This window comes from Actinomycetospora rhizophila, assembly GCF_042657905.1.
In the GTDB taxonomy this organism is placed as follows: Bacteria; Actinomycetota; Actinomycetes; order Mycobacteriales; family Pseudonocardiaceae; genus Actinomycetospora; species Actinomycetospora rhizophila.
In genome coordinates this window covers 112,644-137,135 of record NZ_JBHSKG010000008.1, presented here as the reverse complement: position 1 = coordinate 137,135, position 24,492 = coordinate 112,644, and the positions used below count along the sequence as shown (strand labels likewise).

At 77.5% G+C, this 24,492-nt stretch carries 28 protein-coding genes and 1 pseudogene; 12 read left to right on the top strand and 17 right to left on the bottom strand.

Translation table 11 applies throughout. From position 1 onward, the window contains the following. Positions 1–3 precede the first annotated feature (3 nt). Entirely contained in the window at positions 4–438 is a 435-nt protein-coding gene (locus tag ACFPK1_RS16725) for a CBS domain-containing protein (RefSeq protein WP_378022068.1), read from the top strand. Beyond that, entirely contained in the window at positions 435–1,895 is a 1,461-nt protein-coding gene (locus ACFPK1_RS16720; RefSeq protein WP_378022067.1) for a DUF4389 domain-containing protein, read from the top strand. Before ACFPK1_RS16725 ends, ACFPK1_RS16720 begins: the two co-directional genes overlap by 4 nt. Positions 1,896–1,940: 45 nt before the next feature. On the opposite strand, the gene ACFPK1_RS16715 is transcribed toward ACFPK1_RS16720, so the two are convergent. The 4 genes from ACFPK1_RS16715 to ACFPK1_RS16700 form a co-directional block, all read right to left on the bottom strand. Then, the gene (locus ACFPK1_RS16715; RefSeq protein ID WP_378022066.1) at positions 1,941–3,419 is read right to left on the bottom strand and encodes a bifunctional aminoglycoside phosphotransferase/ATP-binding protein; all 1,479 of its coding nucleotides are present in this window, start codon (positions 3,417–3,419) and stop codon (positions 1,941–1,943) included. Next, positions 3,416–4,297: a universal stress protein gene (locus ACFPK1_RS16710; protein ID WP_378022065.1), complete on the bottom strand. Its 882-nt coding sequence runs from the start codon at positions 4,295–4,297 to the stop codon at positions 3,416–3,418. Before ACFPK1_RS16710 ends, ACFPK1_RS16715 begins: the two co-directional genes overlap by 4 nt. Further along, entirely contained in the window at positions 4,294–5,181 is an 888-nt protein-coding gene (locus tag ACFPK1_RS16705; protein WP_378022064.1) for a universal stress protein, read from the bottom strand. Before ACFPK1_RS16705 ends, ACFPK1_RS16710 begins: the two co-directional genes overlap by 4 nt. A 147-nt stretch (positions 5,182–5,328) precedes the next feature. After that, positions 5,329–6,102 carry a DUF6544 family protein gene (locus tag ACFPK1_RS16700; RefSeq protein ID WP_378022063.1) on the bottom strand — a complete coding sequence of 258 codons (774 nt, stop codon included), beginning with the start codon at positions 6,100–6,102 and terminating at the stop codon, positions 5,329–5,331. 172 nt (positions 6,103–6,274) lie between these two features. On the opposite strand from ACFPK1_RS16700, the gene ACFPK1_RS16695 reads away from it, so the two are divergent. After that, positions 6,275–6,721 (top strand): hypothetical protein, encoded by a 447-nt coding sequence (locus tag ACFPK1_RS16695; protein WP_378022062.1) that lies wholly within the window; start codon positions 6,275–6,277, stop codon positions 6,719–6,721. A 10-nt stretch (positions 6,722–6,731) separates the two neighbouring features. On the opposite strand, the gene ACFPK1_RS16690 is transcribed toward ACFPK1_RS16695, so the two are convergent. Next, positions 6,732–7,505 (bottom strand): hypothetical protein, encoded by a 774-nt coding sequence (locus tag ACFPK1_RS16690; protein WP_378022061.1) that lies wholly within the window; start codon positions 7,503–7,505, stop codon positions 6,732–6,734. A 129-nt stretch (positions 7,506–7,634) separates the two neighbouring features. Here ACFPK1_RS16690 and ACFPK1_RS16685 point away from each other — a divergent pair, with 129 nt between their 5' ends. Then, positions 7,635–8,513: a CBS domain-containing protein gene (locus ACFPK1_RS16685; protein ID WP_378022060.1), complete on the top strand. Its 879-nt coding sequence runs from the start codon at positions 7,635–7,637 to the stop codon at positions 8,511–8,513. Positions 8,514–8,587: 74 nt separating this feature from the next. Here the strand turns inward: ACFPK1_RS16685 and ACFPK1_RS16680 are convergent, their stop codons facing one another. Beyond that, the gene (locus ACFPK1_RS16680; RefSeq protein WP_378022059.1) at positions 8,588–9,124 is read right to left on the bottom strand and encodes a universal stress protein; all 537 of its coding nucleotides are present in this window, start codon (positions 9,122–9,124) and stop codon (positions 8,588–8,590) included. Between the two features lie 155 nt (positions 9,125–9,279). Between ACFPK1_RS16680 and ACFPK1_RS16675 the strand changes: the two genes are divergently transcribed. Continuing rightward, positions 9,280–10,281, top strand: coding sequence for an Acg family FMN-binding oxidoreductase (locus ACFPK1_RS16675; protein WP_378022058.1), 1,002 nt, complete (start codon positions 9,280–9,282; stop codon positions 10,279–10,281). Positions 10,282–10,302: 21 nt separating this feature from the next. On the opposite strand, the gene ACFPK1_RS16670 is transcribed toward ACFPK1_RS16675, so the two are convergent. The 3 genes from ACFPK1_RS16670 to ACFPK1_RS16660 all read right to left on the bottom strand — a co-directional run bounded on the left by ACFPK1_RS16670 (position 10,303) and on the right by ACFPK1_RS16660 (position 11,823). After that, positions 10,303–10,467: a hypothetical protein gene (locus ACFPK1_RS16670; RefSeq protein WP_378022057.1), complete on the bottom strand. Its 165-nt coding sequence runs from the start codon at positions 10,465–10,467 to the stop codon at positions 10,303–10,305. Positions 10,468–10,606: 139 nt separating this feature from the next. After that, a complete protein-coding gene (locus ACFPK1_RS16665) occupies positions 10,607–11,083 on the bottom strand; it encodes a CBS domain-containing protein (protein WP_378022056.1) in 477 nt (158 codons plus the stop codon). A gap of 137 nt (positions 11,084–11,220) precedes the next feature. Continuing rightward, positions 11,221–11,823, bottom strand: coding sequence for an Rv1733c family protein (locus ACFPK1_RS16660; protein ID WP_378022055.1), 603 nt, complete (start codon positions 11,821–11,823; stop codon positions 11,221–11,223). A gap of 318 nt (positions 11,824–12,141) precedes the next feature. Here ACFPK1_RS16660 and ACFPK1_RS16655 point away from each other — a divergent pair, with 318 nt between their 5' ends. From ACFPK1_RS16655 to ACFPK1_RS16635, 5 genes are all read left to right on the top strand, one after another. Continuing rightward, positions 12,142–12,582: a pyridoxamine 5'-phosphate oxidase family protein gene (locus ACFPK1_RS16655; protein WP_378022054.1), complete on the top strand. Its 441-nt coding sequence runs from the start codon at positions 12,142–12,144 to the stop codon at positions 12,580–12,582. 108 nt (positions 12,583–12,690) lie between these two features. Beyond that, positions 12,691–12,957: a hypothetical protein gene (locus tag ACFPK1_RS16650; RefSeq protein ID WP_378022053.1), complete on the top strand. Its 267-nt coding sequence runs from the start codon at positions 12,691–12,693 to the stop codon at positions 12,955–12,957. Next, the gene (locus ACFPK1_RS16645) at positions 12,954–13,952 is read left to right on the top strand and encodes an Acg family FMN-binding oxidoreductase (RefSeq protein WP_378022052.1); all 999 of its coding nucleotides are present in this window, start codon (positions 12,954–12,956) and stop codon (positions 13,950–13,952) included. The genes ACFPK1_RS16650 and ACFPK1_RS16645 overlap by 4 nt, the downstream gene beginning before the upstream one ends. 104 nt (positions 13,953–14,056) lie before the next feature. Continuing rightward, positions 14,057–16,732, top strand: a complete 2,676-nt coding sequence (locus ACFPK1_RS16640) for a cation-translocating P-type ATPase (RefSeq protein WP_378022196.1) — start codon at positions 14,057–14,059, stop codon at positions 16,730–16,732. Next, complete coding sequence (locus tag ACFPK1_RS16635; RefSeq protein WP_378022051.1) at positions 16,729–17,154, top strand: pyridoxamine 5'-phosphate oxidase family protein; 426 nt, start codon at positions 16,729–16,731, stop codon at positions 17,152–17,154. Before ACFPK1_RS16640 ends, ACFPK1_RS16635 begins: the two co-directional genes overlap by 4 nt. A gap of 12 nt (positions 17,155–17,166) precedes the next feature. On the opposite strand, the gene ACFPK1_RS16630 is transcribed toward ACFPK1_RS16635, so the two are convergent. The 6 genes from ACFPK1_RS16630 to ACFPK1_RS16605 all read right to left on the bottom strand — a co-directional run bounded on the left by ACFPK1_RS16630 (position 17,167) and on the right by ACFPK1_RS16605 (position 21,347). Beyond that, positions 17,167–17,637, bottom strand: coding sequence for a universal stress protein (locus tag ACFPK1_RS16630; protein WP_378022050.1), 471 nt, complete (start codon positions 17,635–17,637; stop codon positions 17,167–17,169). Next, a complete protein-coding gene (locus ACFPK1_RS16625) occupies positions 17,634–19,070 on the bottom strand; it encodes a universal stress protein (RefSeq protein ID WP_378022049.1) in 1,437 nt (478 codons plus the stop codon). Before ACFPK1_RS16625 ends, ACFPK1_RS16630 begins: the two co-directional genes overlap by 4 nt. After that, positions 19,067–19,504: a hypothetical protein gene (locus ACFPK1_RS16620; RefSeq protein WP_378022048.1), complete on the bottom strand. Its 438-nt coding sequence runs from the start codon at positions 19,502–19,504 to the stop codon at positions 19,067–19,069. The genes ACFPK1_RS16625 and ACFPK1_RS16620 overlap by 4 nt, the downstream gene beginning before the upstream one ends. An 11-nt stretch (positions 19,505–19,515) precedes the next feature. Then, on the bottom strand, positions 19,516–20,004 hold the full coding sequence (locus ACFPK1_RS16615; protein WP_378022047.1) for a universal stress protein: 489 nt from the start codon (positions 20,002–20,004) through the stop codon (positions 19,516–19,518). 139 nt (positions 20,005–20,143) lie between these two features. Continuing rightward, positions 20,144–20,896, bottom strand: coding sequence for a universal stress protein (locus tag ACFPK1_RS16610; RefSeq protein ID WP_378022046.1), 753 nt, complete (start codon positions 20,894–20,896; stop codon positions 20,144–20,146). A 13-nt stretch (positions 20,897–20,909) separates the two neighbouring features. Beyond that, a complete protein-coding gene (locus ACFPK1_RS16605) occupies positions 20,910–21,347 on the bottom strand; it encodes a CBS domain-containing protein (RefSeq protein ID WP_378022045.1) in 438 nt (145 codons plus the stop codon). Between the two features lie 240 nt (positions 21,348–21,587). Here ACFPK1_RS16605 and ACFPK1_RS16600 point away from each other — a divergent pair. Then, positions 21,588–21,857 (top strand): annotated as a pseudogene (locus ACFPK1_RS16600) (MgtC/SapB family protein); the annotation flags it as partial. A gap of 98 nt (positions 21,858–21,955) precedes the next feature. Then, positions 21,956–22,828, top strand: a complete 873-nt coding sequence (locus ACFPK1_RS16595) for a DUF4010 domain-containing protein (RefSeq protein ID WP_378022044.1) — start codon at positions 21,956–21,958, stop codon at positions 22,826–22,828. A gap of 15 nt (positions 22,829–22,843) precedes the next feature. Here the strand turns inward: ACFPK1_RS16595 and ACFPK1_RS16590 are convergent, their stop codons facing one another. Next, positions 22,844–23,326: a universal stress protein gene (locus ACFPK1_RS16590; RefSeq protein WP_378022043.1), complete on the bottom strand. Its 483-nt coding sequence runs from the start codon at positions 23,324–23,326 to the stop codon at positions 22,844–22,846. Positions 23,327–23,424: 98 nt separating this feature from the next. After that, positions 23,425–24,423, bottom strand: a complete 999-nt coding sequence (locus ACFPK1_RS16585) for a zinc-binding alcohol dehydrogenase family protein (protein WP_378022042.1) — start codon at positions 24,421–24,423, stop codon at positions 23,425–23,427. Positions 24,424–24,492 lie beyond the last annotated feature (69 nt).

Here is a 24,492-nt window from a genome sequence, read left to right as displayed (position 1 = left end):
GCCATGACGACACGAGCATCCGCCGGCACCACGGCCCCGCGCATCGACCCGAGCCGGCCGGTCCGGGTCGTCGGTGAGCACGTCACGGTCGCCGAGGCGCTGCGGGTGATGCGGGTGGCCGGCGTGCGCCATCTCCCCGTGATCGCCGACGGCCTGTGCGTCGGGCTGCTGCTCGACCGCGATCTCGTCGCCGCCGCCGTCGACGGGGTCACCGGTCCGGTCGGACACCTGGCCCGGCGACCGGTGCCGACGGTCGAGGTCGACGCCACGACGCCCCGCACGGCCCGCGCCGTGCTCGCGGGGGGTCTCGACGCCGCGCTCGTCACCGACGGCGGTGTCGTCGTCGGGATCGTCACCGCCACCGACGCGCTCGCCGCGCTCGCCGCTGCCGACGGGCCGGGCGACGGAGGGCGCCCGACCGAGGAGGAGTCCTCGTGACCACCACCGATCGACAGCAGTCACCCCCGTCACCACCACCGCGCCCGCCGGCCGGGCCTCCCCCGTCTCCCCTCCGGGTGCGCGGCGACCTCGACCCCGGGCTGTCGCGGTGGCTGTGGCTGGTCAAGTGGGTCCTGGCGATCCCGCACTGGATGGTCCTCGCGTTCCTCTGGCTCGCGCTCGGGCTGGTCACCGTCGTGGCGTTCGTCGCGATCCTCGTGACCGCGCGCTACCCCCGTGTGCTCTTCGACTTCGCGGTCGGGGTGCTGCGGTGGTCGTGGCGGGTCGCCTTCTACACCAACGCGGCGTTCGGCACCGACCGGTATCCGCCCTTCAGCCTGCGCCCGGACCCGACCTACCCGGCCGACCTCGAGATCGCCTACCCGGAGCGGCTGTCCCGCGGGCTGGTGCTGGTCAAGTGGTGGCTGCTCGCCCTCCCCCAGTACGTGGTCGTCGCGCTGCTGATCTCGAGCCCGTGGTGGGTCTGGCAGGACCAGGGCTACCAGTGGTCGGTGGGCGCCGGAGGGCTCGTCGGCCTGCTCGCCCTCGTCGGGATCGTGGTGCACGCCGTCCGGGGGTCCTACCCGTCCGCGCTGTTCGATCTCGTCGTCGGGCTGGACCGCTGGGTGCTGCGGGTCGCGGCCTACGCGGCCCTGCTGACCGACCGCTACCCGCCGTTCGCCCTCGACGCGGGTCCGCGCGAGCCGGGCGAGGTCGCCGGGCCCGACCCGGTCGCCCCGAGCGCGGTGGACCGCCGCGGCTGGACGGCGGGGCCGGTCGTGACCCTGGTGGTCGGGGCCGTGCTGTGCCTCGCGGCCGTGCCCCCGCTGGTCGGCGGCGTCACGGGCCTGGCGACCGACGTCACCGCGCGCGACCGGGCCGGATTCCTGACGACGCCGCCCACCGTGGTGACGGCCGGGGGCTACGCGGTGCGGTCCCCGGCGCTGCTGCTCGACCAGGCCCCGGACGCGGCGTTCTGGCCGGCCGCCGCGCTGGGTGAGGTGCGGGTGCGGGTCGCTCCCCTCGACCCCGCTCGCCCCGTGTTCGTCGGCGTCGCCCCCCGCGACGCGGTCGACCGCTACCTCGCCGGGGTGGCCTCCGGCACCGTCACCGGCCGGGGCGGCAACCGCCCCGCCGTCGTGGAGCACCCCGGAGGGCCGCCGGCGCCGGCGCCGGCCGAGGCCGGCATCTGGGTGGCCCAGAGCACCGGGGCGGGCACGCAGACGGTGACGTGGCGACCCGCCCCGGGTGACTGGTCGCTCGTCGTGCTGGAGCCCGACGGGCGCGCCGGGATCGCGGTCACCGCCGACGCCGGCGCCACGGTTCCGGGTCTGCGGACCCTCGCGACCCTGCTGCTCGTGATCGCGGGGCTGCTCGTGGTCCTCGGGGCGACCGCGGTGACGGCGGCCGTGGCGACCGCCCACCGCCCGGCCCGCGCCCTCCCCGACCGACCCTGACACGTGAGCGGCCCCACCCCTGGAGGGGGTGGGGCCGCTCGGCGGTCAGACCTCGACGACGGTCCAGGACCCGTGCCGCACCGGAGAGCGGACGGCCGCGAGCGCCGCACCCACGGCATCGTCGACGCCGCCCGCGGTGTCGACGGTCGTGGCCTCCGGCCACGGGTCGGCGTCGGCGGCCATGACCGCGGCCACCAGCGGGGTGGCGTCGGAGGCCGCACCCCGACGCGCCCGGATGCGGGCGTCCGCGACGTCGCGGGGGACCTCGCACCGCAGCGCGGACATCGGGACCGAGCTGCGCGCCGCGAGGGCACCGGCCTCCCCACGCCGCACGGCCTCGGTCCAGGACGCGTCGAGCACCACGGACTCGCCGCGCGCGAGGAGCGCCTCCGCACGGTGCAGGAGCTCCTCGTAGGTCGCCGCCGTGTGCTCGGGGCGGTAGAGCCCGCTGCGGTAGCCCGCCCCGGCCGGGGTGGCCGGGTCGATCCCCGCGATCTCCTTGCGGACGCGGTCGCTGGACAGCAGCGTCGCGCCGAGACGGTCGGCGAGACCGCCGGCGACGGTGGTCTTGCCGGTCCCCGGCAGTCCCCCGACCAGGACCAGGCGCACCCGCCCCGCGTCGAGGTGCTCCGCGGCCAGCTCCAGCAGGTCGCGCGCCAGCGCGGCGCTCCCCCCGCCCTGGTCCACCCGCACACACGTGACGGCCGCCCGGACCGCGGCGCGGTAGGCGACGAAGTGGTGGCGCAGCGCGGGCGGCGCCGGGTCGTCGGCGAACTCGGCGTACCAGCCGAGGAAGCGCTCGGCGAGCTCGGCGCTCCCCAGGCGTTCGAGATCCATGGCGAGGAAGGCCGCGTCGTCCAGGCCGTCCACGGAGCGCAGGCGGTCGTCGAACTCCAGGCAGTCCAGCACGACCGGCCCGTCCGGCAGGCAGTACACGTCGTCGGCGAGCAGGTCGCCGTGCCCGTCCACCACGCGGGCCTGGGCCCGGCGCAGGTCGAACAGGGCCCGACGCCCGGCCAGGAAGGCCTCCGCAGCGGCCGCGACCTGGTCGACGAGGTCGGCGGGCAGCACGGTGCCGGCGTGGCGGCGCAGACCGTCGAGCACGCCGGCCCACCGGACCCGGGCGGCCTCGAGGGTGCCCTCGCGGTCCACGGCCGGGTCACGGGCGGCCGCGCTGTGGAACGCCGCGAGCCGCCGGGCCAGGGCGCGGAGGTGGTCGTCGACCGACTCTCCCGCCCGCACGAGCGCGGCGAGGCTGCGGTCCGCGGGCATCCGCCGCATCGCGACGAAGTACTCGGCGGCCGTCCCGTCGGGGCCGAGCAGGGTCTCGAGCCCCAGGTAGGCCTCCGGGCTGAGCCGCCGGTTGAGCGCGATCTCCCGCAGGCACGCCTCCCGGCGCCGCGCGAGGGTCGTGAAGTCGCAGAACCCGAGGTCGACCGGCTTCTTCATCTTGTGCACCCGGTCGCCCGCGAACCACAGCACCGCGGTGTGCGTCTCGACCACCGCGGGGTCGGTCCCGCTCACGGCGCGCTCTCCCCGACCGCGGCGCGCCGCGGTGAGCCCGCGCGGCCGTGGGGGCCGAGGACGGCCACCGCGCACGGCGCCGCGGTGAGCACCGAGCGGGCCGTGGAGCCCGGCTCGCGCGCCGTCGCCGCGCCGTCGCGGCGGTGCCCGATGACGAGCTCGTCCGCACCCGCGGCGCGCTCCAGGAGGGCCCGGGCCGGGCGGTCGGCGACCACCTCGGTGCTGACGGGCACCTCGGGGCCGTGGCGGCGGGCGGCCGTGACCACGGCGTCGAGCTCGTGGCGGGCGCGGACGAGCTCGGCGTCGGGTACCTCGGCGGTCTCGGCGCCCGACGGCGGCGGCACCACACGCACGGCCTCGACGGGGACTCCGAGTCCCGCCGCGGCCCGCAGCGCGTGGGCGAGCACCGCGGGCGCGGAGGGCCCGTCGTCCACCCCGGCGACGACCGCGCGCCGGACGACCGTGCCCGGAGGCGTCGGTCCGCGGTACTCCGGGACCACGAGCACCGGACACGGCGCCGCGGTGACGGCCCGCTCGGTGACGTGCCCGGCCGCACTGGCCAGCCGGCGATGCCGGTCGCCGAGGACCAGGATCGACCCGGCGCCGCAGCTGCCGACGAGGAGCGCGACGGCGTCGCCGGCCCGACAGACGAGGGACACCTCGAGGTCGGGAGCCGTCCGGGTGAGGTACGCCTCGGCCCGTTGCCCCGCGTCCTCGGACCAGGGCGCCGGCGGCGTCTCGGGGCCGTGGGCGTGCACCAGCGTCACCGCGCCGCCCCCTCGCCGCGCCTCGGCCGTGGCGCGGTCGAGCACCCGCGGTCGCAGCAGTCCGTCACCGATCCCGACGACCACCGGGTCGCCCCCGGCGTGGCCCGTCACACGCCCTCCTCGGCCCACACGCGCTCGGGGGAGGTCCAGCGCGCGGCCGCCGCGGACGACAGGACCGCGACCGGGCACGGCGCGGCCCGGACCACGGCCTGGCTGGTGGAACCGAGCAGCGGACCGACCAGCGCTCCGCGGCCCCGCGACCCCAGCACGACCAGGGCGGCGCGGTCGCGCGCGACGGCGAGGATCTCTGCGCTCGGTGTGCCGTGGCGGACGACCTCGTGGATCCGCGACCCGGGATGCGTCGTGGCCGACCCGGCACGGGCCTCGGCGAGGACGCGACGGCGCGCGTCGTCCTCGGCGTCGGTCGTGCCCCGCGGGAGGGCACTGATCGCGGTGATCCGTGCCTGCCACCGGTCGGCGACGTCGACGGCGAAGGCGACGGCACCGTGCGACTCCGGAGACCCGTCGACACCGGCGAGCACGGGGCCGGCGTGCCGGTCCTCCGGACCCCAGTGCGCGGGCACCACGACCACCGGGCACGCGGCGTGCCCCATGGTGTGGACCAGCGTGCGTCCGAGGGTGAGCTCGAGGGAGCCGGCGAGGTCCCGCGCGCCGACGACGAGCAGGTGCGCGCGACGGCTCACGGTGACCAGCGCCGGCCCCGCGACCCCGTCGACGGCCGAGAGACGCACGGCGACCTCGGGCGCGGCGTCGCTCGCGATCCGCCGGGCCTGGTCCAGCAGCGAGAGGGCGCGTCCGGTCGGGGGGTACAGCTCCTCGGCCGGGCGGTGTGACGGCGGGAGCACCTGGACGAGGTCGAGGGGCAGGCCCCGGCGGCCGGCCTCCTGGGCGGCCCAGCCGACGGCCCGCAGGGTCGTGGGGTCGCCGTCGACCCCGACGACCACGCCGGCCGGTGGCACCGAACGATCGATCATCTTCTGCCTCCTCGGGCCTGCTGCGAGGGCCGCGCGCCGCGGCTCGCTCCACGCCACCGAGCCTCCGCGCCCGGCCTCCCGGCACGGCAGGGCCGGAAGTCCGTTCCCGTCCGAGACTTCCGGGACCGGAGACCTGGGCCGCACGGGTCAGTCGCCCTCGGCCGCCTCGGGCGGGAAGCAACCGCGGCCGACGTCGAGGGCGTCGCGGCCGTCGCCGTGGATCGGCTCGAGCGCGGTGACCTGGAAGCGCAGGACCTCCCGCGTCGTCCCGCGGCTGTCGGGGCCCCATCCGAGGACGCCGGTCGCGGGGATCGTGAGGCCACCGAACGTCCGGTGCTCGAGGATCTCCGCGCCGAACGGCTCCTCGCGGAACAGGCCCGTGTGTCCGGGGTCGCCCCACCGCGTGGTCTCGATCCGCCGCGGGAGCCCGCTCCGGTGCAGGGTCAGCCGCAGGGAGGCGGGGGCACCCGCGACGGCGAACGCCACGGTGGCGATGTCACGGCCCTCCGGGACCCACCGCACGGCGTCCGACGGCACCAGCACCGACGGCACGAACATCGCGCTCAACGCCGCGTGGGCGAGGTCGCTGCGGGCGAGGTCGGGGCCCACGAGGGCGGGCCGTCGGTGCCGGCCGAGGATCGTGGTCTCCCGCCGGGCGGTGCCGGCGACCCACGAGTCGACGACCCGCAGCACCCCGGCGACCCGCATCTCGCGGAAATAGCCGTGCTGCGGCAACGTCACCTCGTGCCCGCGGTACGGCCACCACCTCCGGCCGAGGCGGACCTCCCCGCGGGTCCGCAGCCGGGCGCCGGTGACATCGCGGGCGGCGGGAGCCACCGAACGGTCCGCGTAGCGCGTCGCCACCGCCGGCAGTGCCGCGCCACCGATGTCCCGGCCCACCTCCGACACCTCCGTCGTCATCGGGCTCTCCTTCCTGGTCCGGGGCCCTCCACGGCCCCCGCTCCCGGACGACGCTGCCGCGCGGACCGCGACGAGGGCAGGGGCCGGGGGTCCCGTCGCGGCCTCGCCGGTCCCGCTCCGCGCGGGCCCTCCGGCCCTGCTCCGGCGCGGCGCTGCGTCGGACGCTGCCGACATGAGCACCCCCGCCACGGCCCCGTCCCCCACCCGCGCCGCGCCGCCCGAGGCGCTCGACGACGACCCGCCCGTGCGCCTGGTCATGAGCCCGCTCGACCGGGTCGAGGTCCCGCCGACCATGCGCGTCGCGACGGCCCTGGACCGGGTGCGCCGGCTCGATACGGATCACCTGGTGACGCGGTGCGGCGGGCGGGTCCGCGCCCTCGGGGAGGTGGACCTGCTGCGCCACCTGCGCGACGGCGGGGCGCGCCCGGCCCGGATGGTGGATCCCGTCTCGGAGCTGGCGCGCCCGGTGACGACCGTCGGGCCCGAGATGCGGCGCTCCCGGGCCGCCGAGCTCCTGCTCGCGCAGGACCCGCCGATCCTGGTCGTCACCGTCGACGGGGCACCCGCGGGGCTGCTCGACGCCGCGACGGTGCTGCGCAGCGTGGCGGGGAGCCGTTAGCTCCCGACCGTCACGGGTGGAGGCGGATCGCGGCGTGGCCCACGCCGTGCTCGGGCTCGGCCGCGCGGAGGGCGGCGTCCCGCACCGCCCCGTCGTCGAAGACCGCCGTGTGCACCTCCGCACGCAGCCCGTGCAGCGCCGCCTCCACCGTGGCCCGTTCGGCCACGATGCCCGCGATGACGGCGTCCCGCACCCCGTCGGCGTGGGTGCACACCGCGAGGACCGGGTGGCGGCGCCACGAGATGTCGAGTCCGAGCGTGTCGGCCGGCACCTCGCCGGGCGTGTGCCAGGCGGGGAGGCCCTGGCGGGTCGGTCCGTTCAGCAGGTGCAGCCACGCCCCGCGGGTGGCGGCGCCGTGGACCACGTCCACCACGGTCGCCATGTCGGCGGTGCCGGCGTAGCGCGGGGTCGCGCCATCGCCGGGTCCGCGGGCCACCCGGCGCCGCGCCAGGTCCATCGGCGACGCCGGGCGCCGGCGCGTGGCGGTGATCGCGGCGAGCGGCCGCTCCCCGGCGGTCGCGGCGATGACGGTCCGCGGTGCCCAGCCGAGGGAGCGCAGGGCATTCTCGACCGCCCCGACGAGGCGGCCGGCGCGGACGAGAGCGTGATGGGCCGGCGGGTCGGACGGGGGGTCGAGCGTGAGCTCGACGCGCCGGTCACGCACGGAGACCGCACACCCCGGTGTCTCCGGGTCGGCGAGCGGCTCCAGGGACGCCAACAGGGTCGCGATCTCGGTGGGGGTCCACCGGTCGGCCGGCGTGGTGGGGGTGCGGGTCGAACTCATGCGGGCAGGGTGCGCCGACGCGTCCGTCGCGCCCAGGGCCGGTCGTCACCGGGCCCGGGCCCTCCGTACCCCCGTCCGACGGGCCGGCGGCCCTGCTGTCCGACCGAGCCTCCACCGACGATCCTCGCCATGAACCGTGACCCCGGCCCGCTGCGGGCCCGCGACCTCATGACCAGTCCCGTGCTCACCACACCCCCGGACGCGCCGAGGCCTGCCGTCGCGGCCCTGCTCGTGTCCCACGGCATCGCCTCCGCGCCGGTCGTCGACGCCGGCGGACGCCTGCTCGGCCTCGTCGACGAGCTCCACCTCGTCGGCGCGGACGACGCGGCACCCGCCGCCGAACTCATGACGCGGTCGGTCCCCGTCGCCGCCCCCGACACGCCGCTCGACGCGATCGTCGACCGCCTGCTCGCCGCCGGGACGCGCGCCCTGCCGGTGGTCGTCGAGGACGTGCCCGTGGGGATCGTCAGCCGGCGGGACATCCTGCGCCGCGTCGCGCGCGGCGAGCTCGTCCCGGTCCCGCGCACCTCCTCCGAGACCGTAGCGGGCGCCCGGAGCGGCCCGGTCGTGGTGGGGGTCGACGGGTCGGAGGGGTCGGTCCGCGCTCTCCGCTGGGCCGCCGCGGCCGCCCGGCAGCAGGGCGTCGAACTCGTCGCCCTCACGGTCGCCGGCGTGCCCGACCTCTACGGCAGCGAGGCCGAGCTCGAGCGCGACGCGGCGCGGCAGCTCGCCGCGACCCTGCGCCGGGCGCTGCCTCGCGACGACGCCACCGCGATCACCGAAGAGGTCCGGCTCGGTCGGCCGCTGCCCGTCCTGGTGGACGCGAGCGCCCGCGCGAGCCTGCTCGTGGTGAGCAGTCGGCAGGTCGAGGGCCTCGGCGGTCCGCGACGGGGATCGCTCACCGCACGACTCGTCGGCTACGCCCGGTGCCCCGTCGTGGTCGTGCCGGAGCACGTCCACGTCCCGGTCGCGTCGACCGTCGGTCCGTCCGGTGTCCCCGTGCCGTGACCACGCACGTCACTGCCCCGTCCGCGCTCCGGACGGGGCAGTGATGACGGCGCCGGGCGAACCCGGTGGCCGGCTCAGACGATCGGTCCGACCGGCAGCGGCCCGGCCACGGCCGGCGCCGCCTCGGCGTCCCCGGCGGCGTCGCGCACCCGGGCCGGACGAACCACGGTGACGGGACACGGGGCACGCAGCACCACCGAGAGCCCCACCGACCCGAGCAGCGCGCTGCGCACCCTCCCCCGGCCGCGGTGGCCGACGACCAGCAGCGCGGCACCGTCGCCCTCCTGCGTCAGCACCCAGGCCGCCGGCCCGGTGACCGCCCTGACCTCCACGGGCACCGCACGCTCGGCGTCGTCGAGCCCGGCGCGGAACTCCTCCACCCGCCGCCGGGCCGACTCCTCCACCGCCTCGCGGATCTCGCCGCCGTCGGCGAGCAACGGCATGCCGTACGGCGACATCCAGGCGTCCGGTGGCTCGTGGGCGACCACCGCCCGCACCGGGCGGCCTCGACGCGCCCCCTCGCCGATCGCGTACCGCAGCGCGGCCTCGGCGTCATCCGAGCCGTCGATCCCCACGACGACCGGCGCCCGGTCGTTCTCCGTCTCGTTCATCGGTCGACTCCTCCGGCTCGGGTTCCCTCGCCGCCCAGCGTCGCGGTGACCCGGCCCCGGCGACGGAGGCGGACGGTCCCCCGGGACCGGGTCCTCGGTCCCTGGTCCGCGGGACCGGTCCGGCCGAAGGTGGACACCGGACCGAGGAGGGCGTCATGGCACGACCGGACGGCGAGACGGCGACACCTCCCCGGCGAGGGCCCGACGACGCGGAGATCGCGGAGCTCCTGCGCGCCGGCGCGAGCGCCCCGTCGAGCCACAACAGCCAGCCGTGGCGGCTGCGGTGGCACGACGACGCCGTCGAGGTGCACGGGGACCCGGGCCGGCGCCTCGAGGCCGCCGATCCGGACGGGCGCGAGCTGCGGATCGCCTGCGGGGCCGCGATCGCCAACGTCCGGCTCACCGTGCGGGCGCAGGGCCGCCGCGCCCACGCCCAGCTCCTGCCCGACCGTGACGACCCGTGGTTCTACGGGCGGGTGCGGCCGGGCGCTCCGTGGCCTCCCGCCGGGTGGGAGGTCGAGCTGGCCCGCGCGGTGCGGCGTCGGCACACCGACCGCCACCCGTTCTCCGACCGGCCGCTCCCCGCAGCTCTGCGCAACCAGCTCGTGCGCGCCGCGTGGCGGGAGAGCTGCCGGCTCGTGATCGTGGACGACCGGCCCCTGCGACGCGGGCTGCTCGCCCTCACCGCGGAGGCGCACCACCAGCAGCAGAGCGACCCGGCCTTCCGCGCGGAGTGGGCCCGATGGATCGGGTCGGGGGAACGGGCCGGGGACGGCCTCTCACCGGAGCTCGCGCGACTCGCACCGCGACCGGACGACGCCTGGCGGCCCCGTGACTTCGGCGGGGCCGCCCCGCAGCACGAGCGCGAGCTCGACGCGGAGGGACCGGGCGAGCACGAGCCGACCATCGCGGTGGTGACGTCCTTCGACGACGGCGCACTCGCCCAGGTGCGGGCCGGGCTGGCCATGCAGCAGGTCCTGCTCACCGCCACGGCTCGTGGTCTGGGAGCGTCGTTCGTCGCCCCGCCGCTGGAGGTCGCGGCGATCCGCGTCCGGGTGCGGGCGCTGCTCGGCGGCGTCCTCTGGCCCCAGGTCGTGCTGCGGTTGGGGTGGGGACGGCCGGTGCACCCGACGCCGCGCCGTCCCGTGGACGGATGAGGACCGGGAGGCTCCGTCGGCTCACGGAACCCGTTCGACCAGCAGGAAGTCCTCGATGAGCTCGTCGAGCGGACGGAGGGGCCGGTACCGGGCCCGGTCGGCCGGCGGGGGCGGGACGGGCGCCGCACCGGGGAGCGGGTTCGAGGTGTCCTGAGCTGCCGAGATCGAGCGCACGTCCTCGTTCACGCAGGTCCTCCTCCGGTGGCGGAGAGCGTCGGGAGCACTCCTCACGGTGACGGTGTGACAGGCGTTCGGTCAGGGCCGAAGGTCCCGGGTCTCTCGTGCGTCGAGCGGCCCACCGAACTCGACCATTCCGCCGCCGTGCTCAGGCCGGCGGACCGGCGAGGAGGAACGTGAGGAGCCCGGTGGTGGTCACGACGCGCAGCGTGCGGTCGGGGCGACGGCGCACCGGGAGCGCGATGAGACCCGTCCTCACCAGCATCCGGGCGGCAGCACGCAAGGTGTCGTGTCCGTCCAGCACCTCGACCCCGCCCGGTTGATCGAGCACGTCCTGGACCGTCGCGCGGTGCTGGACGAGGGGTCCGCCGCCGCACCAGCGCTCGGCGACGCCGCCTGCGGTCACGACCGCGATCGGCCGGCCGTCGCGGACGACCACCCCGCACCGGTCGGGGTCGTGGTGGAGGCGTGCCCAGGCCTGCGGCAGCGGAGTGGTCGCCAGGAGCAGGGTGGCGGGGCGGGCGACGGTGTCCACCAGGACGTCGAGGTCGACGGAGGGCGCTGCTCCCGCGGGCGCCTGCGTCCCGCAGGTGATCCCCGGGGACCGGCTGTCGTGGGCGTCCATGACCCGTCCTCCCCTCCGGACCTCGTGGGCAGCACCGTGCCGAGTCACGGGGGGTGCCGGCAGGGTCATCGGCTCCTTGCCCGGTCGGCGGCCGTCCTCGTGGTGCGGGCCTTCCGCCCCTGTCCCGACCCGGACGCTCAGTGCCTGCTCTCGTGGTCCGGGCCGGTGAAGCGGCGCCAGGCCGCGTCCCAGGCGCGCAGGCGGGCGCGGTCGAGGATCCACCGCAGGCCCACGAGCAGCAGGAGGGAGAGCACCAGGTCGGCGAGGATGAGGAACAGCGTGACCAGCATGCCGTGGGCGGCGGGCGCGGAGGGGTTCATCGGCGCGGAGACGGGCCGGTCGGCGCGGTCGACCCAGAGTGTGCGGGTGTCGCCGGGCCCGGCCGCCGCGGGCACCCTCACGACGGCCACGCGCGCCGTCCCGTCGGCAGCGGTCCACCGCAACGGTGCCCGGTAGTCCTCGGACGCGACGTCGGGCCGCGTGGAGGGCTGCGGTTCGGGAGCGGCGAGCACCTCGGCGGACACCTCGTGGCGTTCCGCCTGCTGGCTCGCGACCTGCGGCGCAAGTCGGGCGGTCACCTCGCTGCCGGCCGTCAGCGCGACGGGTACGAGGAACAGACCGATGATCAACAGGACCCAGCGCGCGACGACCTCCGCGCGGTCGCTGCCGCGGCGGAGCTCCGATCGCTTCGGGACGAACAGGCCGACCGCCTGCTGGACCCTGCCCGCCGTCGTGCTCATGGTCGTCGCCTCCCGCTCGTTCGTCGAAGGGATCGAGCGTGCGGGGAGAGCCGGCGTCGACGGCACGGGCTCCGGGCCTCTTCCCGAAGCACGGGCGCCCCGGTCCACGGGGGACCATGGGCCCGACTCGGAGTGCCCTCGACCCCTGCGGTGGGCCGGAGGTCGGCGCGGACGCGGCTCGGGAACGCGCTGCCCGAGCGTTCGTCCTCGACAACGGGGTCGGACGTCCCCTGCGGGCGGGCCCTTCGCGCCTGGGACCGCCGGACTCCCCCGCACACCCTCGCGGTGCGGGGACAGAACGAGTCGAGGGAGACGTCCATGATCGGGAGCCGCGAGACCGAGGTGCTGTCGGTCGGCAACTGCCTCGAGCTGCTCGACACGACCCCGGTCGGGCGGCTGGTGTTCACCGAGAAGGCCCTGCCCGCGGTCCACCCGGTGAACTTCGTGCGGCACGGCCGCTCGATCATCGTGCGCACCGGAGCGGGCAGCAAGCTCGAGGCGGCCCGCCGCGGTGACGTCGTCGCGTTCGAGGCCGACCACGTCGACCCCGAATCGCACACCGGCTGGAGCGTCATGGTCGTCGGGCACTCCGCGGTCGTGAACGACGTCGAACGGCTGGTCGCCGTCATCGACCACCGCTACCGGCCCTGGGTGCGGGGCCGAGGCCTCCACGTGATCCAGATCGACGCCGAGCGCGTCACGGGCCGGCGCCTCGTGCTCGACCCGTGGCAGGACGGGGCTGACGGCAGCTGCCCGTGAGGGACCCAGGACCCCGACGGGAAGGACGTGCGGCACCCCGTAGGTGACCTCCGGCCCCTCGACCGGAGGCGTCGCCGGGCCTGGACTGGCTCGAGGAGAGGAGCCGTCATGGAGACCGTGCCCGAGCGTCGCCCCACCGAGGCGTGGGACCTCGTGTCCCGGGTGGTGATGCTGAGTCGCCGCGGCGCGCCGCGGGTGGCGCTGCTCGCCGCCCTCGACCAGGCCCGCACGTCCTTGCGACGGGAGCCCCACCGCGACGTGCGCCGGACGCTGACCTGGGTCCTCGGCGCCGTCGAGCGGGGCGAGGAGTCCGACGCGATCGTCGACACGGCACTGCGTGTCGCCGCCCGCGACCTCGAGGAAGGTCCCCGATGAGCGCGCCCACCACCGGCGACGTCCGGGCGGCGTTGCGTGACGCGGTGTCGCCGGCGCTGCGGGCGCCCTCGGAGCACAACGCCCAGCCGTGGCACTGGGTCCTGGCGGACGACCACCTCGACCTGGAGGTCGACCCCACGCGCCGGCTGCCCTTCACCGACGAGCGGGGACACGGCGTGCTCCTGGGCTGCGGCTGCGCGCTGCACCACCTGCGCATCGCGCTCGCCGACCACGGGTGGCACGCCGAGGTCCGCCACGAGCCGGACGGGCCCGCCGCCCGCCCGCTCGCGCGCGTGCGGATCGGTCCGGCCGCGGGTGCGCCCGATCCGCGGACCCGGCGTCTCGCGGCCGCGATGGAACGGCGCCGGACCGATCGCCGCCGGTTCTCCGCGCAGCCGGTGCCCATCGAGATGCTGCAGGCACTCGGCGACGCGGCCCGGCCCTACGGCGGGGTCCTCCACCTGACCGTCGGCGGCCAGCGCGCCGTGGTCGCCGAGGCGATGCGGGAGGCGGCCGAGCAGCAGCGCGAGCATCCGGGATATCCCGCCGAGCTGGAGCGGTGGACCCACCGCTACGCCGGGGCGCACGACGGTGTCCCCGCCGGTGCCCGCCTCGAGGAACCGCCCCCGTCCTACCGCGACCTCGTGCTGCGCTGGTTCCCGCGCGGGACCCTGCGCCAGCCGCACGCCGGGGCGGACCACCAGGACGCCTCGGCGCTGACCATCCTCACGGCGGTCGACGAGAGCCCGGTCTCGGTGCTGCGGGCGGGCGAGGCGCTCAGCGCGGTCCTGCTCGAGGCCACGTCCAGCGGTCTGGCCACCACCCCGATCACGCAGGTCCTCGAGGTGGCGGAGACCCGCGACCGTCTCCGGTACCTGGTCGGCCACCACCCGCCGGTCGTCGCCCTGCGCATCGGATGGCCCGAGCCCTTCGCCGAGCCGTTGCGACCGACGCCGCGCCGTCCGCTCGACCAGGTACTGACCGAGATCGACTGATCGCGGTGAGCGCGACACGGGACGTCCGCCCCCCCCATCCCGGTGCCGGCGCTCGGCACGACGCGGCGGTCGTCGAGAGCCCGACGCTCGACCCCGACGCCCCCCTGGAGCGCGTCTTCCACGAGCTGCGGTCCGGGCCGGCGGGTCTCGACGACCGGGACGCCGCCCGCCGCCTCAGGGTCCAGGGGCCCAACGCCCTGCCCGCGCGCGGCGGCGCCTCGTGGCCGCGGGCGCTCGGACGCCAGCTCGTGCACCCACTGGCGCTGCTGCTGTGGGCCGCCGCGGGGCTGGCGCTGGTGGCCGGCACGCCGGTCCTCGCCGCGGCCGTGGTGGTGGTCGTCGTGCTCAACGCCGGGCTCGCCTTCTGGCAGGAGCAGCACGCCGAGCACGCGGTCGCCGCCCTGGAGGCCTACCTCCCGGTCCGGACCCGGGTGCTCCGCGGTGGGGTCGCGCGCGAGATCCCGGCCTCCGAGGTCGTCACCGGGGACGTCGTCCTGCTCGTCGAGGGCGCCGCGGTGCCGGCCGACGGACGCCTCGTCGACGGCGCGGTCCAGGTCGACCTGAGCGCGCTGACCGGCGAATCGGTGCCGGTGGCCCGACGCGCCGGCACCCACCCGCCGGGCCCGCCGCTCGAGGCCCCCGACCTCGTCTTCCGCGGCACGACCTGCACGGCCGGCGCCGCCCGGGCCGTCGTCACCGGCACCGGGGCGCACACCGAGATCGGACGCATCGCCGCCCTCACCGGACACGTCGGGCACCACGAGAGTCCGCTCGAGACGCAGGTGCGGCGCGTCGCCTGGCTGATCGCCGCGGTGGCCGTGGGCACCGGCGCGGCGTTCCTGCCGATCGGGCTGCTCGCCGGGCTGTCGTTCACCGCCGCGCTGGTCTTCGCCATCGGGCTGCTCGTGGCCAACGTCCCGGAGGGGCTGCTGCCGACGATCACGCTGGCCCTGGCCGCCGGGGTGCGCTCGCTGGCCCGCCGCGGCGCCGTCGTCCGGCGGCTGTCCGCGGTGGAGACGCTGGGGTCGACCACGGTCATCTGCACCGACAAGACCGGCACGTTGACCGAGAACCGGATGCACCCGCAGGCGGTGTGGACCCCCGCGGGCGGCCGCGGCCGCCCCGACCAGGACGCGGACCGGGTGCCCGTCCTGGCCCGGGTCGCGCAGCGCTGCAGCGAGGCCGACCTCCCCGACCCCGCGGTCGGCCCCGGCTCCGGCGACCCCACCGAGCTGGCCCTGCTCGCCCTCGCCGCCGCGGCGGGGCTCGACACCCGGGCGGCCACGCGGGAGCGGGACCGGCGCGCCGTGCACCCGTTCGACCCGGTCCTGACCCGCATGTCCACCGTCGACACAACTCCGGCGGGCACGGCGGTGCACACCAAGGGCGCGGTGGAGGCCGTCCTCGGACGCTGCACCGCGGTGCGGCGGGCCGACGGCGGCGAGGACCCGCTCGACACCGACGGGCGCGCCGCGGTCCTGGCCGCCACGGCCGAGCTGGCCGGGGAGGGCCTGCGCGTGCTGGCCCTGGCCGGGCGGCCCGCGTCGGACGCCGACCTCACCGCCGCCCGCGAGGACGTCGAGTCCGGTCTCGTGCTCGAGGGACTGGTCGGTCTCCTCGACCGGCCCCGCGCCTCCGTCGCGCCCGCCGTCGCCCGGTGTCACGCCGCCGGGATCACCGTGCACGTGGTCACCGGCGACCACCCGGTCACCGCCGAGGCCGTGGCGCGCTCCGTGGGTATCGGCGCCGGCGGCCTGCGGGTCGTCGGGGGCGACGTGCTGGCCTCGATGCGGGAGCGCGAGCTCGACGAGCTGCTCGCCGCGGACGGCGAGATCGTGTTCGCCCGCGTCGCGCCCGAGCAGAAACTGCGCATCGTCGAGGCGCTCGTGCACGTCGGCGAGGTGGTCGCGGTGACCGGCGACGGCGTGAACGACGCCCCCGCGCTGCGCCGCGCCGACATCGGCGTCGCCATGGGGGCGTCGGGCACGGACGTCGCTCGCGAGGCCGCGACGATGGTGCTGACCGACGACGACTTCGCGACCATCGAGCGTGCCGTGGCCGCCGGCCGGCGGGTGTACGAGAACGTCCGCAAGTTCGTCGTCTACATCTTCGCGCACGCCGTGCCCGAGGTCGTCCCGTTCCTGCTCTTCGCGCTCTCGGGCGGGGCGGTCCCGCTCGGCCTGACCGTGCTGCAGATCCTCGCGATCGACCTCGGCACCGAGACCCTGCCCGCCCTCGCGCTGGGTCGCGAGCCCGCCGAGCCCGGCCTCATGTCCCGCCGCCCCCGTCCCCGTACGGAGGGCGTCATCCGGGCGCGCATGCTCTGGCGGGCCTGGGGCGTGCTCGGGGTGACCTCGGCGGTGCTGACCACCGGCGCGTTCCTGTTGGTCCTGCTGCGCGCCGGGTGGAGCCCGGGTGCGCCCACCGGACCGGGCGCCGCCCTGCACCACGCCTACCTCGAGGCCACGACGGCGACGTTCGTCGGGATCGTCGCGTGCCAGATCGGGACGGCCTTCGCCGCCCGCACCGAGCACGCCTCGCTGCGCACCGTCGGCCTGACCAGCAACCCGCTGCTGTGGTGGGGCATCGGCTTCGAGGTCCTCGTGACCGCGGCCGTCGTGTACCTGCCGGTCGCCCAGCGGATCGTGGGCACCGTGGCACTCGACGCGGCCACGGTCGCCCTGCTCCTCGTCTGCGCCCCGGTCGTGTGGGGTGTCGACGAGCTCGACCGGTGGCGCCGCCGCCGGGCCGAACCCGGTCAGGAGAGGAGAACGCCGTGAGCCACGTGGAGCACACCACCCTCGACCCTCTGGGCGCCGACGAGAGCCGGGCGCTGCTGATGACCGCCGAGATCGGGCGCCTCGCGTTCACCGACGAGCACGGCCCCACCGTCGAGCCCTTCGGGTTCGCCCTGGAGGGTCCGCACGTCGTGATCGCCGTGGGTGCCCGCAGCGGGGCGCGGGCCGCCGTGGGGCAGGCCGTCGCGTTCCAGGTCGACGAGCTCGACCTGGTGCACCGGACGGGGTGGTCGGTGGTCGCGGTCGGCACGCTGCACCGCGCGGACCCCGAGACGTCCGCTCGCCCCGAGCCCTGGCCCGGCGGGGACGACGAGCGCGCCCTGCTCGTGGTCCGGGTGGAGCGCCTGTCGGGGCGGCGGCTGCGTCGCGACCCCCGCCGGGCGGAGCCCTCGGCGAGCCGGTGACGAGCGCGGAGGTCACCCTGCAGATGTCGGGGGGACCACGGTCACCGGGCAACGGCTGCGCAGGACACAGCCCAGCGCGACGGGGCCGGTCAGACGCCCGTGCGCGGCACCCCGGCCGCGATGGCCGACGACGAGCAGCTCGGCGCCGTCGGCGGCGTCGATCAGCACGTCGGCGGGCGGTCCGGCCGCGCCGACCACCTCGACCTCGTCCGCCGGGAGCGTCGCGGCGCGGGCACGGCGCTCGGCGACCACCTCCTGCACCATCGCGCGCGCCCGGGCCGTCGCCCCCGTTCCCGGATCGGGGGTCGGCGGACGCCGGTCCAGCGCGACGAGGTCGGCCCAGTAGTCCGACGGCGCGTAGACCACGACCACGCGGAGCCCGGCCCGGCGGCGCCCGGCCTCGTCGAGGGCGTGCCGCAGCGCGGCCCGGGAGCCGTCGGAGCCGTCGACCCCCACGACGACCGCCGGGCCGGTGCCGGTCACGAGCTCACCGCGATCGCCCCGGGCGGCGGCGAGCCGTCGCCGTCCACCGGCTCGGCGCGGACCACGGTGACCGGGCACGGGGCGTGCAGGACGCACCCGAGCCCCACCGAGCCCAGCAGGGCCGACCGGACCGGGCCCCGCCCCCGGTGTCCGACCACCAGGAGGTCGGCGGCGTGGGCGGCACCGACGAGCACCGGGGTCGGGCGGCCGAGCCGTGCGTGGACCTCGACGGGGACATCACCGCCGACCTCGCGCAGGACCTCGGCCGTGTGCTGCCGTGCCCGCCGCTCGGTCGACTCCCGCACCTGCTCCGGATTGACCGGCAGCGACTCGACGTCGATCGCGCCGAGCGCGGGGCTGTCGCAGGCGGCGACCGCGTGCACCCGTCCACCCCGGCGCCGCGCCTCCCCCACCGCATGGCGCAGCGCCGCGTCGGCGCCCGGCGAGCCGTCCACCCCGACGACCACTGTCGGTTGCCGGCGGTGGTCGTCGCACGCCGGTTCCTCCCGGGCGGCCGGCGTCTCCGCGGCGGGTTCCGGGGGCACGACGACCACCGCGCAGGGCGCCTCCAGGACGGCGCCGTGGGCGACCGAGCCGATCAACCAGCGCGCGAGGGCGCCGTGGCCCGTGCGGCCGACGACCAGCACCGGGGCGCGGACCTGCTCGGCGACGTCGACGACGGCCATGGTGGGGTCCTCGGCCCGCACCACCACGTCGACCGGCGGGACGGGGTGCCCGGCGGCGTGCTCGTCGACGACCCGGCGCACGAAGCGCTCGACGCGCGGGCGCAGGCCCTCGCGGACCGTCTCGAGGGTCGGGCCGGGCAGGGGACGGAACCCGACCGTCGTCGGCGGCGGCGCGACGCCCGTGACGACGACGACGCGCACGCCCCGGAGCACCGCGTCGTCGAGGGCGTGGCGCAGCGCCGCCGCGGAGCCGTCGGAGCGGTCCACCCCGACCACCACCGGCCCGTCCGCCGCCTCCTCGCGGGGCCGCACCACCAGCACGGGGCACGTCGCGAGCGCGAGCACCCGCAGCCCGGTCGAGCCGAGCACGGCGCTGCCCAGCGGTCCGCGGCCGCGGTGGCCGACCACGAGCAGCGAAGCGTTCCGTGCCGCCTCGGCGAGCACCGGGGCCGGCGACCCCGGGTGCACCCGGACCTCGCAGGGCACCTCCCGCAACGCCGCGGACAGCGGCATCGTCGCCTCCTCGGCGAACCGCCGCGCCTGGTCCTCCACGACCTCCGTCAGCCGGTCCGGCTCCGGGAGGTCCGGGACGTCCTCGCCGTCGGCCCAGGAGCCGGCGGCGGGGAACGCCATCACGGCCGTGACGGGCTCGCCCCGCCGGGCGCCCTCCTCGAGGGCCGCCGCGAGCGCGGCCGCGGCGGCGGGCGAACCGTCGAGCCCCACCACCACACCGGACCGGCCCGTCACGACGACGCCCCACCGGGGAGGAGGGCGGCGAGGACACCGGCCGGCGTGACGACCTGGAGGGCCGCCCCGTCATGGGGGCGCACCGGCACCGCCGGCAGGCCGGTCGCCAGCAGGCGCTCCGCGGCGTGGTGCAGCGCGTCCTCCGCGGCGAGCACCTCCACCCCGCACGGGTGGTCGAGCACGTCGTGCAGGGTGCAGCGGTGCTGCAGGAGCGGCCCGCCACCCGGCCACCGCTCGGCGAGGGCACCCGCGGTCACGACCGCGATCGGCATGCCGTCCCGCACGACGACACCGCACCGGTCCTCGTCGTGGCGGAGCCGGGTCCAGGCCTCGGGCAGCGGGGTCGACTCCGGGAGCAGGGTGGCGCGGCGGGCCACCGCGCCCACCGGGAGGTCGAGGCCGACCGGACCGACCGCGGACGGCGTGGTGGACACCGTCGATCGCCTCAGGCCGCGGCCGGCTCGGGCACGACGGTCACCGGGCACGATGCGTGCAGCACGCAGCCCAGGCCCACCGAGCCCAGCATGACGCTGCCGAAGGCACCCCGCCCCCGGTGTCCCACCACCAGCTCGTCCGCCCCGCGGGCGGCGTCCACGAGGACCTCGGCCGGATGGCCCGGCAGCGCCTCGACCACGACCGCGGGCGGCGCGTCCCACGCCGCCTGCTCGGTCACCTCACCGAGCACCTCGTCGACCATCATGCGCGCGGCCTTGAGCTCGTCCTCCCGCAGCGAGTCCGGGTCGGGCAGCGGGATGCCCGAGCCCGGCCCGTAGCCCCAGGCCGCCCACATCTCCAGCGGCTCGTACACCGCGATCGCGCGGACCCGGTCCCCGCGGCGGGCCGCCGTGCGGATCGCCTCCTGCAGCGCGAGGCGCGACCCGTGCGACCCGTCGATCCCGCAGACGATCACACCCTGGTTGCCGTTGTCGGTCATCGGAGCTCCCTCTCTCGGTGCGGCCCGTGCCGCGCCTCCACGGTCGCGGTCCGGGACCCGGCGGGTTCAGAGCCGGACGGTCCGCGACCCGTCCCGACCTGCGGGGCCGAAGGTCCCGATCCGTGCGCCGCCCCCGGCCTCAGGACGACCGCCACCAGCCCCGGTGCGGCGGTCCCTGGGGGGCGACGACGAGCACGGGACACCGGGCACGGCGGACCACGCGCGGCACCGGCGACGGTGCGAGCGCGGCCCGTAACCGTCCACGCGCCGAGCGCCCGAGGACGAGGAGACGCGCACGGCCCGACAGCTCGACGAGCTCGCCCGCGGGGTCGCCCACGGCGACGCGGACCTCCACCGGCACCTGCGGATAGGCGATCCGCCAGGCGGTGAGCCGGTCCTCCCAGGGGTCGGGCGCGTCCCCGGGGTCGTCGGCGGCGTCCTCCTCGCACCGCACCGCGAGCAGCGGCGACCCGCGCCGGGAGGCCGCCTCGAACGCGGCGTCGACGACCGCGTCGGAGGTACCCGCGGCGAGCGCGAGGGCGACCGGGCCGTGGGGGTGCGCGGTGTCGTCGGGCACCACGGTCACCGATTCGTAGGCGGTGCCGACGAGCTCGTCGACACCCGGGACCCGCTGCGGCACCACGAGCAGCGGGGCCCCCGCCGCGGCACGGGCCAGCCGGTCCGTCGGGGACGGTCGGCCCGCGAGGGCGCCGAGCGCCCACCGGACGAGCCGCCCGGGCGGCGCGACAGCGCGGTCGTCCTGCTCCGGGTCGGGGTCGACGAGGACCTCCAGGCGCGCCCCGCTCCGCCGGGCCTGGCGCCGGGCCCACCCCAGGACGGCCCGCCGGCCCGGGCCGGCCGGCGCGAAGACGCGCACGACGTCGGTGGTCATCGTGTCCGCCGGTTCAGGCCGGGACGTCGTCGCCGAGCAGGAACCCGACGACGTCGCGCATCGACACGATGCCGGTCACGGGCCCGCCGTCGGAGTGGTCCTCGTCGTCCTCCCGCACCAGGACGTGCCGGATGCCGGCGTCGAGCATCACGCGGGCGACGTCGGCGACGCCGGCGTCCCCGGACACCGTCACCAGATCCACGGTCATGAGGTCCGTGGCCTGGGTGCCGAGGTGCCCCCCGTTCGCGATCACCGCGACGAGGTCCCGCTCGGAGATCACCCCGAGCGGGTCGTGCCCGTACCGGACGAGGACCACCCCGATCTCGTCCATCGCGAGCTCCTCGGCCACCTCCTGGAGGGTCTCCTCGGGACCCACCGTCGCGAGGTCACGCTTCGCCAGGCGCCGGATCGGCGTGGTCCCACCCGGGGACCGCGTGCTGGTCGGGCTCATCTCTCCTCCAACGTCTCGGCTCGCCGACGACGCTGCCGCCCCCCGACACCGCGCGGCAGGGGCGACGGTCCGCCGGTCCCGGGACCTCCGCGGCCTCGGTGGTGCCGCCCGGCCCTGTCCCGACGGCCGGCCGCCGTGGGTGACTACGCCGCGGGTCGCGTGCCGGACGGGTGGGAGGTGGCCGGGGTGGACACGGTCACCGCGCTCGCCCACGTGGGGACGGCGCTGGCGATCGGTCTGATGGTCGGGCTGGAACGCGAGCGCAGCGCGCGCGACGACCGTCCCCGGCCCGTGGCGGGTGCCCGCACGTTCGCCCTGCTGGCGGTCGCGGGTGCGGTCGCGGCGGCGCTGGGCGCGGGCGTGCTGGTCGCGGGCACGGTGGCGGTCGCGGTGCTGCTCGTGGGGGGCTACCTCGCCACGATCCGCACCGCGACGGACCCGGATCTGGGCGCGACCACCGAGGTCGCGGCGGTGAGCACCTTCCTCCTCGGCGCGCTGGCCTGGACCCGCCCCTCGTGGGCCGTCGCGGTCGGGGTCGCCGTGGCCGTCGTGCTCGCGGTCAAGCGACCCCGCACGACTTCGCCACCCGCCTCGTCACCGACCAGGACGTGGCCGATGCGCTGCGGCTGTTCGTGGTGGCCCTGGTCGTGCTGCCGCTGCTCCCCGACCGGCCCCTCGGGCCGTTCGGGGTCCTCAACCCCTCGCGCATCTGGCTGCTCGTCGTCGTGCTCACCGTCGTCGGCTGGGTGGGCTACGTCGGGGTCCGCGCGCTCGGCGAGCGGGTGGGCCTGCTGCTCGTGGGCTTCCTCGGGGGCTTCGTCTCGGCCTCGGCGACGACGCTGGTGCTCGCCCACCGGCGCCGCAGCGACCGCGCGGCCCGCGGGGTGATGCCGGCCGTCCTCGCCGCGAACGTCGCCACGCTCGTGCAGCTGCTCGTGGTCGTCGCCGTCGCCGCGCCGGCCGTCGCCGTCCGGCTCCTGCCCGCAGCGGCCGCCGGGATCGTGGTGCTCCTCCTCGAGATCGCCTGGACGTGGCGCCGGGGGTCCGGCGACGGGCCCGGCGACGAGGCCGGCGACGAGCCCGGCGACGAGCCCGGGGTCGACCACGACGCGGGCGACGACCCCGTGGCGCGCCCGCTCTCGCTCACCGCCACCGTGACCCTGGCGGCGGTCCTCGTGGTGCTGCTCCTCGCGACGCGGTGGGCGGCCGAGCTCGCCGGGGGTGGCGGGGTCGCCGTCGTGGCCCTGGTCGGCGGTCTGGCCGACGCGCACGCCGCATCGGTGGCCGCCGCCTCGCTGGCCGGGACCGTGATCACCGTGGATGCCGCCGTAGGGGCCGTGGGGCTGGCCCTCGCCGCGAACACCGCGACGAAGATCGTGCTGGCCCTCGCCGCGGGCGGGCGACGCTTCGCCGGTGAGCTGGCCCTGCTGCTCGTGGCTCCGGTCGCCGCCGTCGCCGCCGGGCTCGCGCTGGTGGGTTGACGCCACCGCGCCCGCTCACGGGGTACCGGAGGGCACCACGGTCAGCGGGCAGTGCGCGTGGCGCAGGCACCACCAGCCCACCGACCCCAGCAGGCCGGTCGCGACGGCGCCCCGGCCCCGGTGCCCGACGACGAGGCGCGTCGCCCCGTCGCCCGCGGTCGCGAGCGCGGGGCCGGGGTCGCCGGGGACGGCCCGCACGGCGACGGGCGGCGGGGCGAGGTCGGGGTGCTCGACGCGCTCGGCCGCCAGGACCTCGTCGACGACGGCCCGCGCGGCGGCCTCGGTCGCGACGGCCACCTCGGCCCGCTCGAGCACGACGGGAACCCGGGCGAGGACCGCGAAGCGCTCCGGGGACATGTACACGGCGACCACGTCGAGCATCGCGCCCTCGCGGCGGGCCTCCTCCAGCGCGAACCGCAGCGCCGCACGCGCGGAGACCGAGTCGTCCAGCCCGACCACCACACGACGCTCGCCGGCGTCCACCCCCGCACCGTCCACCACGCCCTCCTCGTGTCCGTGAGGCCACCAGGCTGCGGGCGCCTCCGGGGCGCGGGCAGGGTCCACGGTCCCGGGCCGGCGGACCCTCCGTCCCGCGCTCAGGGCACCAGGACCGCTGCTCCGGTGATGCGGTCGGCGGCGAGGTCCGCGAGGGCCTGGCCGGCCTTCTCGAGCGGGTAGGGCACGGTGGTCACGTCGAGGTGGTGCTCGCCGGCGATCCGGAGGAACTCGCGGGCATCGGCCCGGGTGTTCGAGGTGACGCTGCGCAGCGTCCGCTCCTGGAACAGGTGACGCTGGTAGTCGAGCGCCGGGACGTCGGTGAGGTGGATGCCGGCCACCGCGAGCGTGCCGCCCCGGTCGAGGGCCTCCAGCGCCGGGAGCACGAGCTCGCCTGCCGGTGCGAACAGGATCGCCGCGTCGAGGTGCTCCGGCGGCGGGTCGGCCGCGCCCTGCGCCGAGGCCGCCCCGAGCCGGCGCGCCAGCTCCTGGGCGTCCGGGCTGCGGGTCATGACGTGCACCGTGGCCCCCTCGGCGAGGGCGACCTGCGTCGCGAGGTGCGCGCTGCCCCCGAAGCCGTACACCCCGAGCCGCCCGCCCGCGGGCAGTTCGGCCCGGCGCAGCGCGTGGAAGCCGATGATCCCGGCGCAGAGCAGCGGCGCGAGCTCCGCGTCGGTGTAGCCCTCGGGGAGGCGGTGGGCGTAGTCGGCCGGCACCGTCGTGTACTCGGCGTAGCCACCGTCGGCGTCCCAGCCGGTGTAGACCGACGAGGGGCACAGGTTCTCGGCGCCGCGCCGGCAGAACCGGCAGATCCCGCAGGTCCCGCGCAGCCACGCCACGCCCACCCGGTCCCCTCCGCCGAACCCCGACGCCCGGGGCCCGGCGCGCACGACCCGCCCGACCACCTCGTGTCCGGGCACCACGCCGGGGCGGTGCACCGGGAGGTCGCCCTCCGCGACGTGCAGGTCGGTGCGGCAGACCCCGCACGCGAGCACCTCGACGAGGAGCTCGTCCGGGCCGGGCTCGGGCACGGCCGCGTCCACCGGCTCGAGGGGACCCTCGGCGGCGGGCCGGGGGCAGGTCGCACGGAACGCGCGCATGTCGCTCTCCCTGTCCGGTGGGCTCCTCCGACGGGCAGGCTGCGGGGACGCGCCGCACACGCCCAGGGC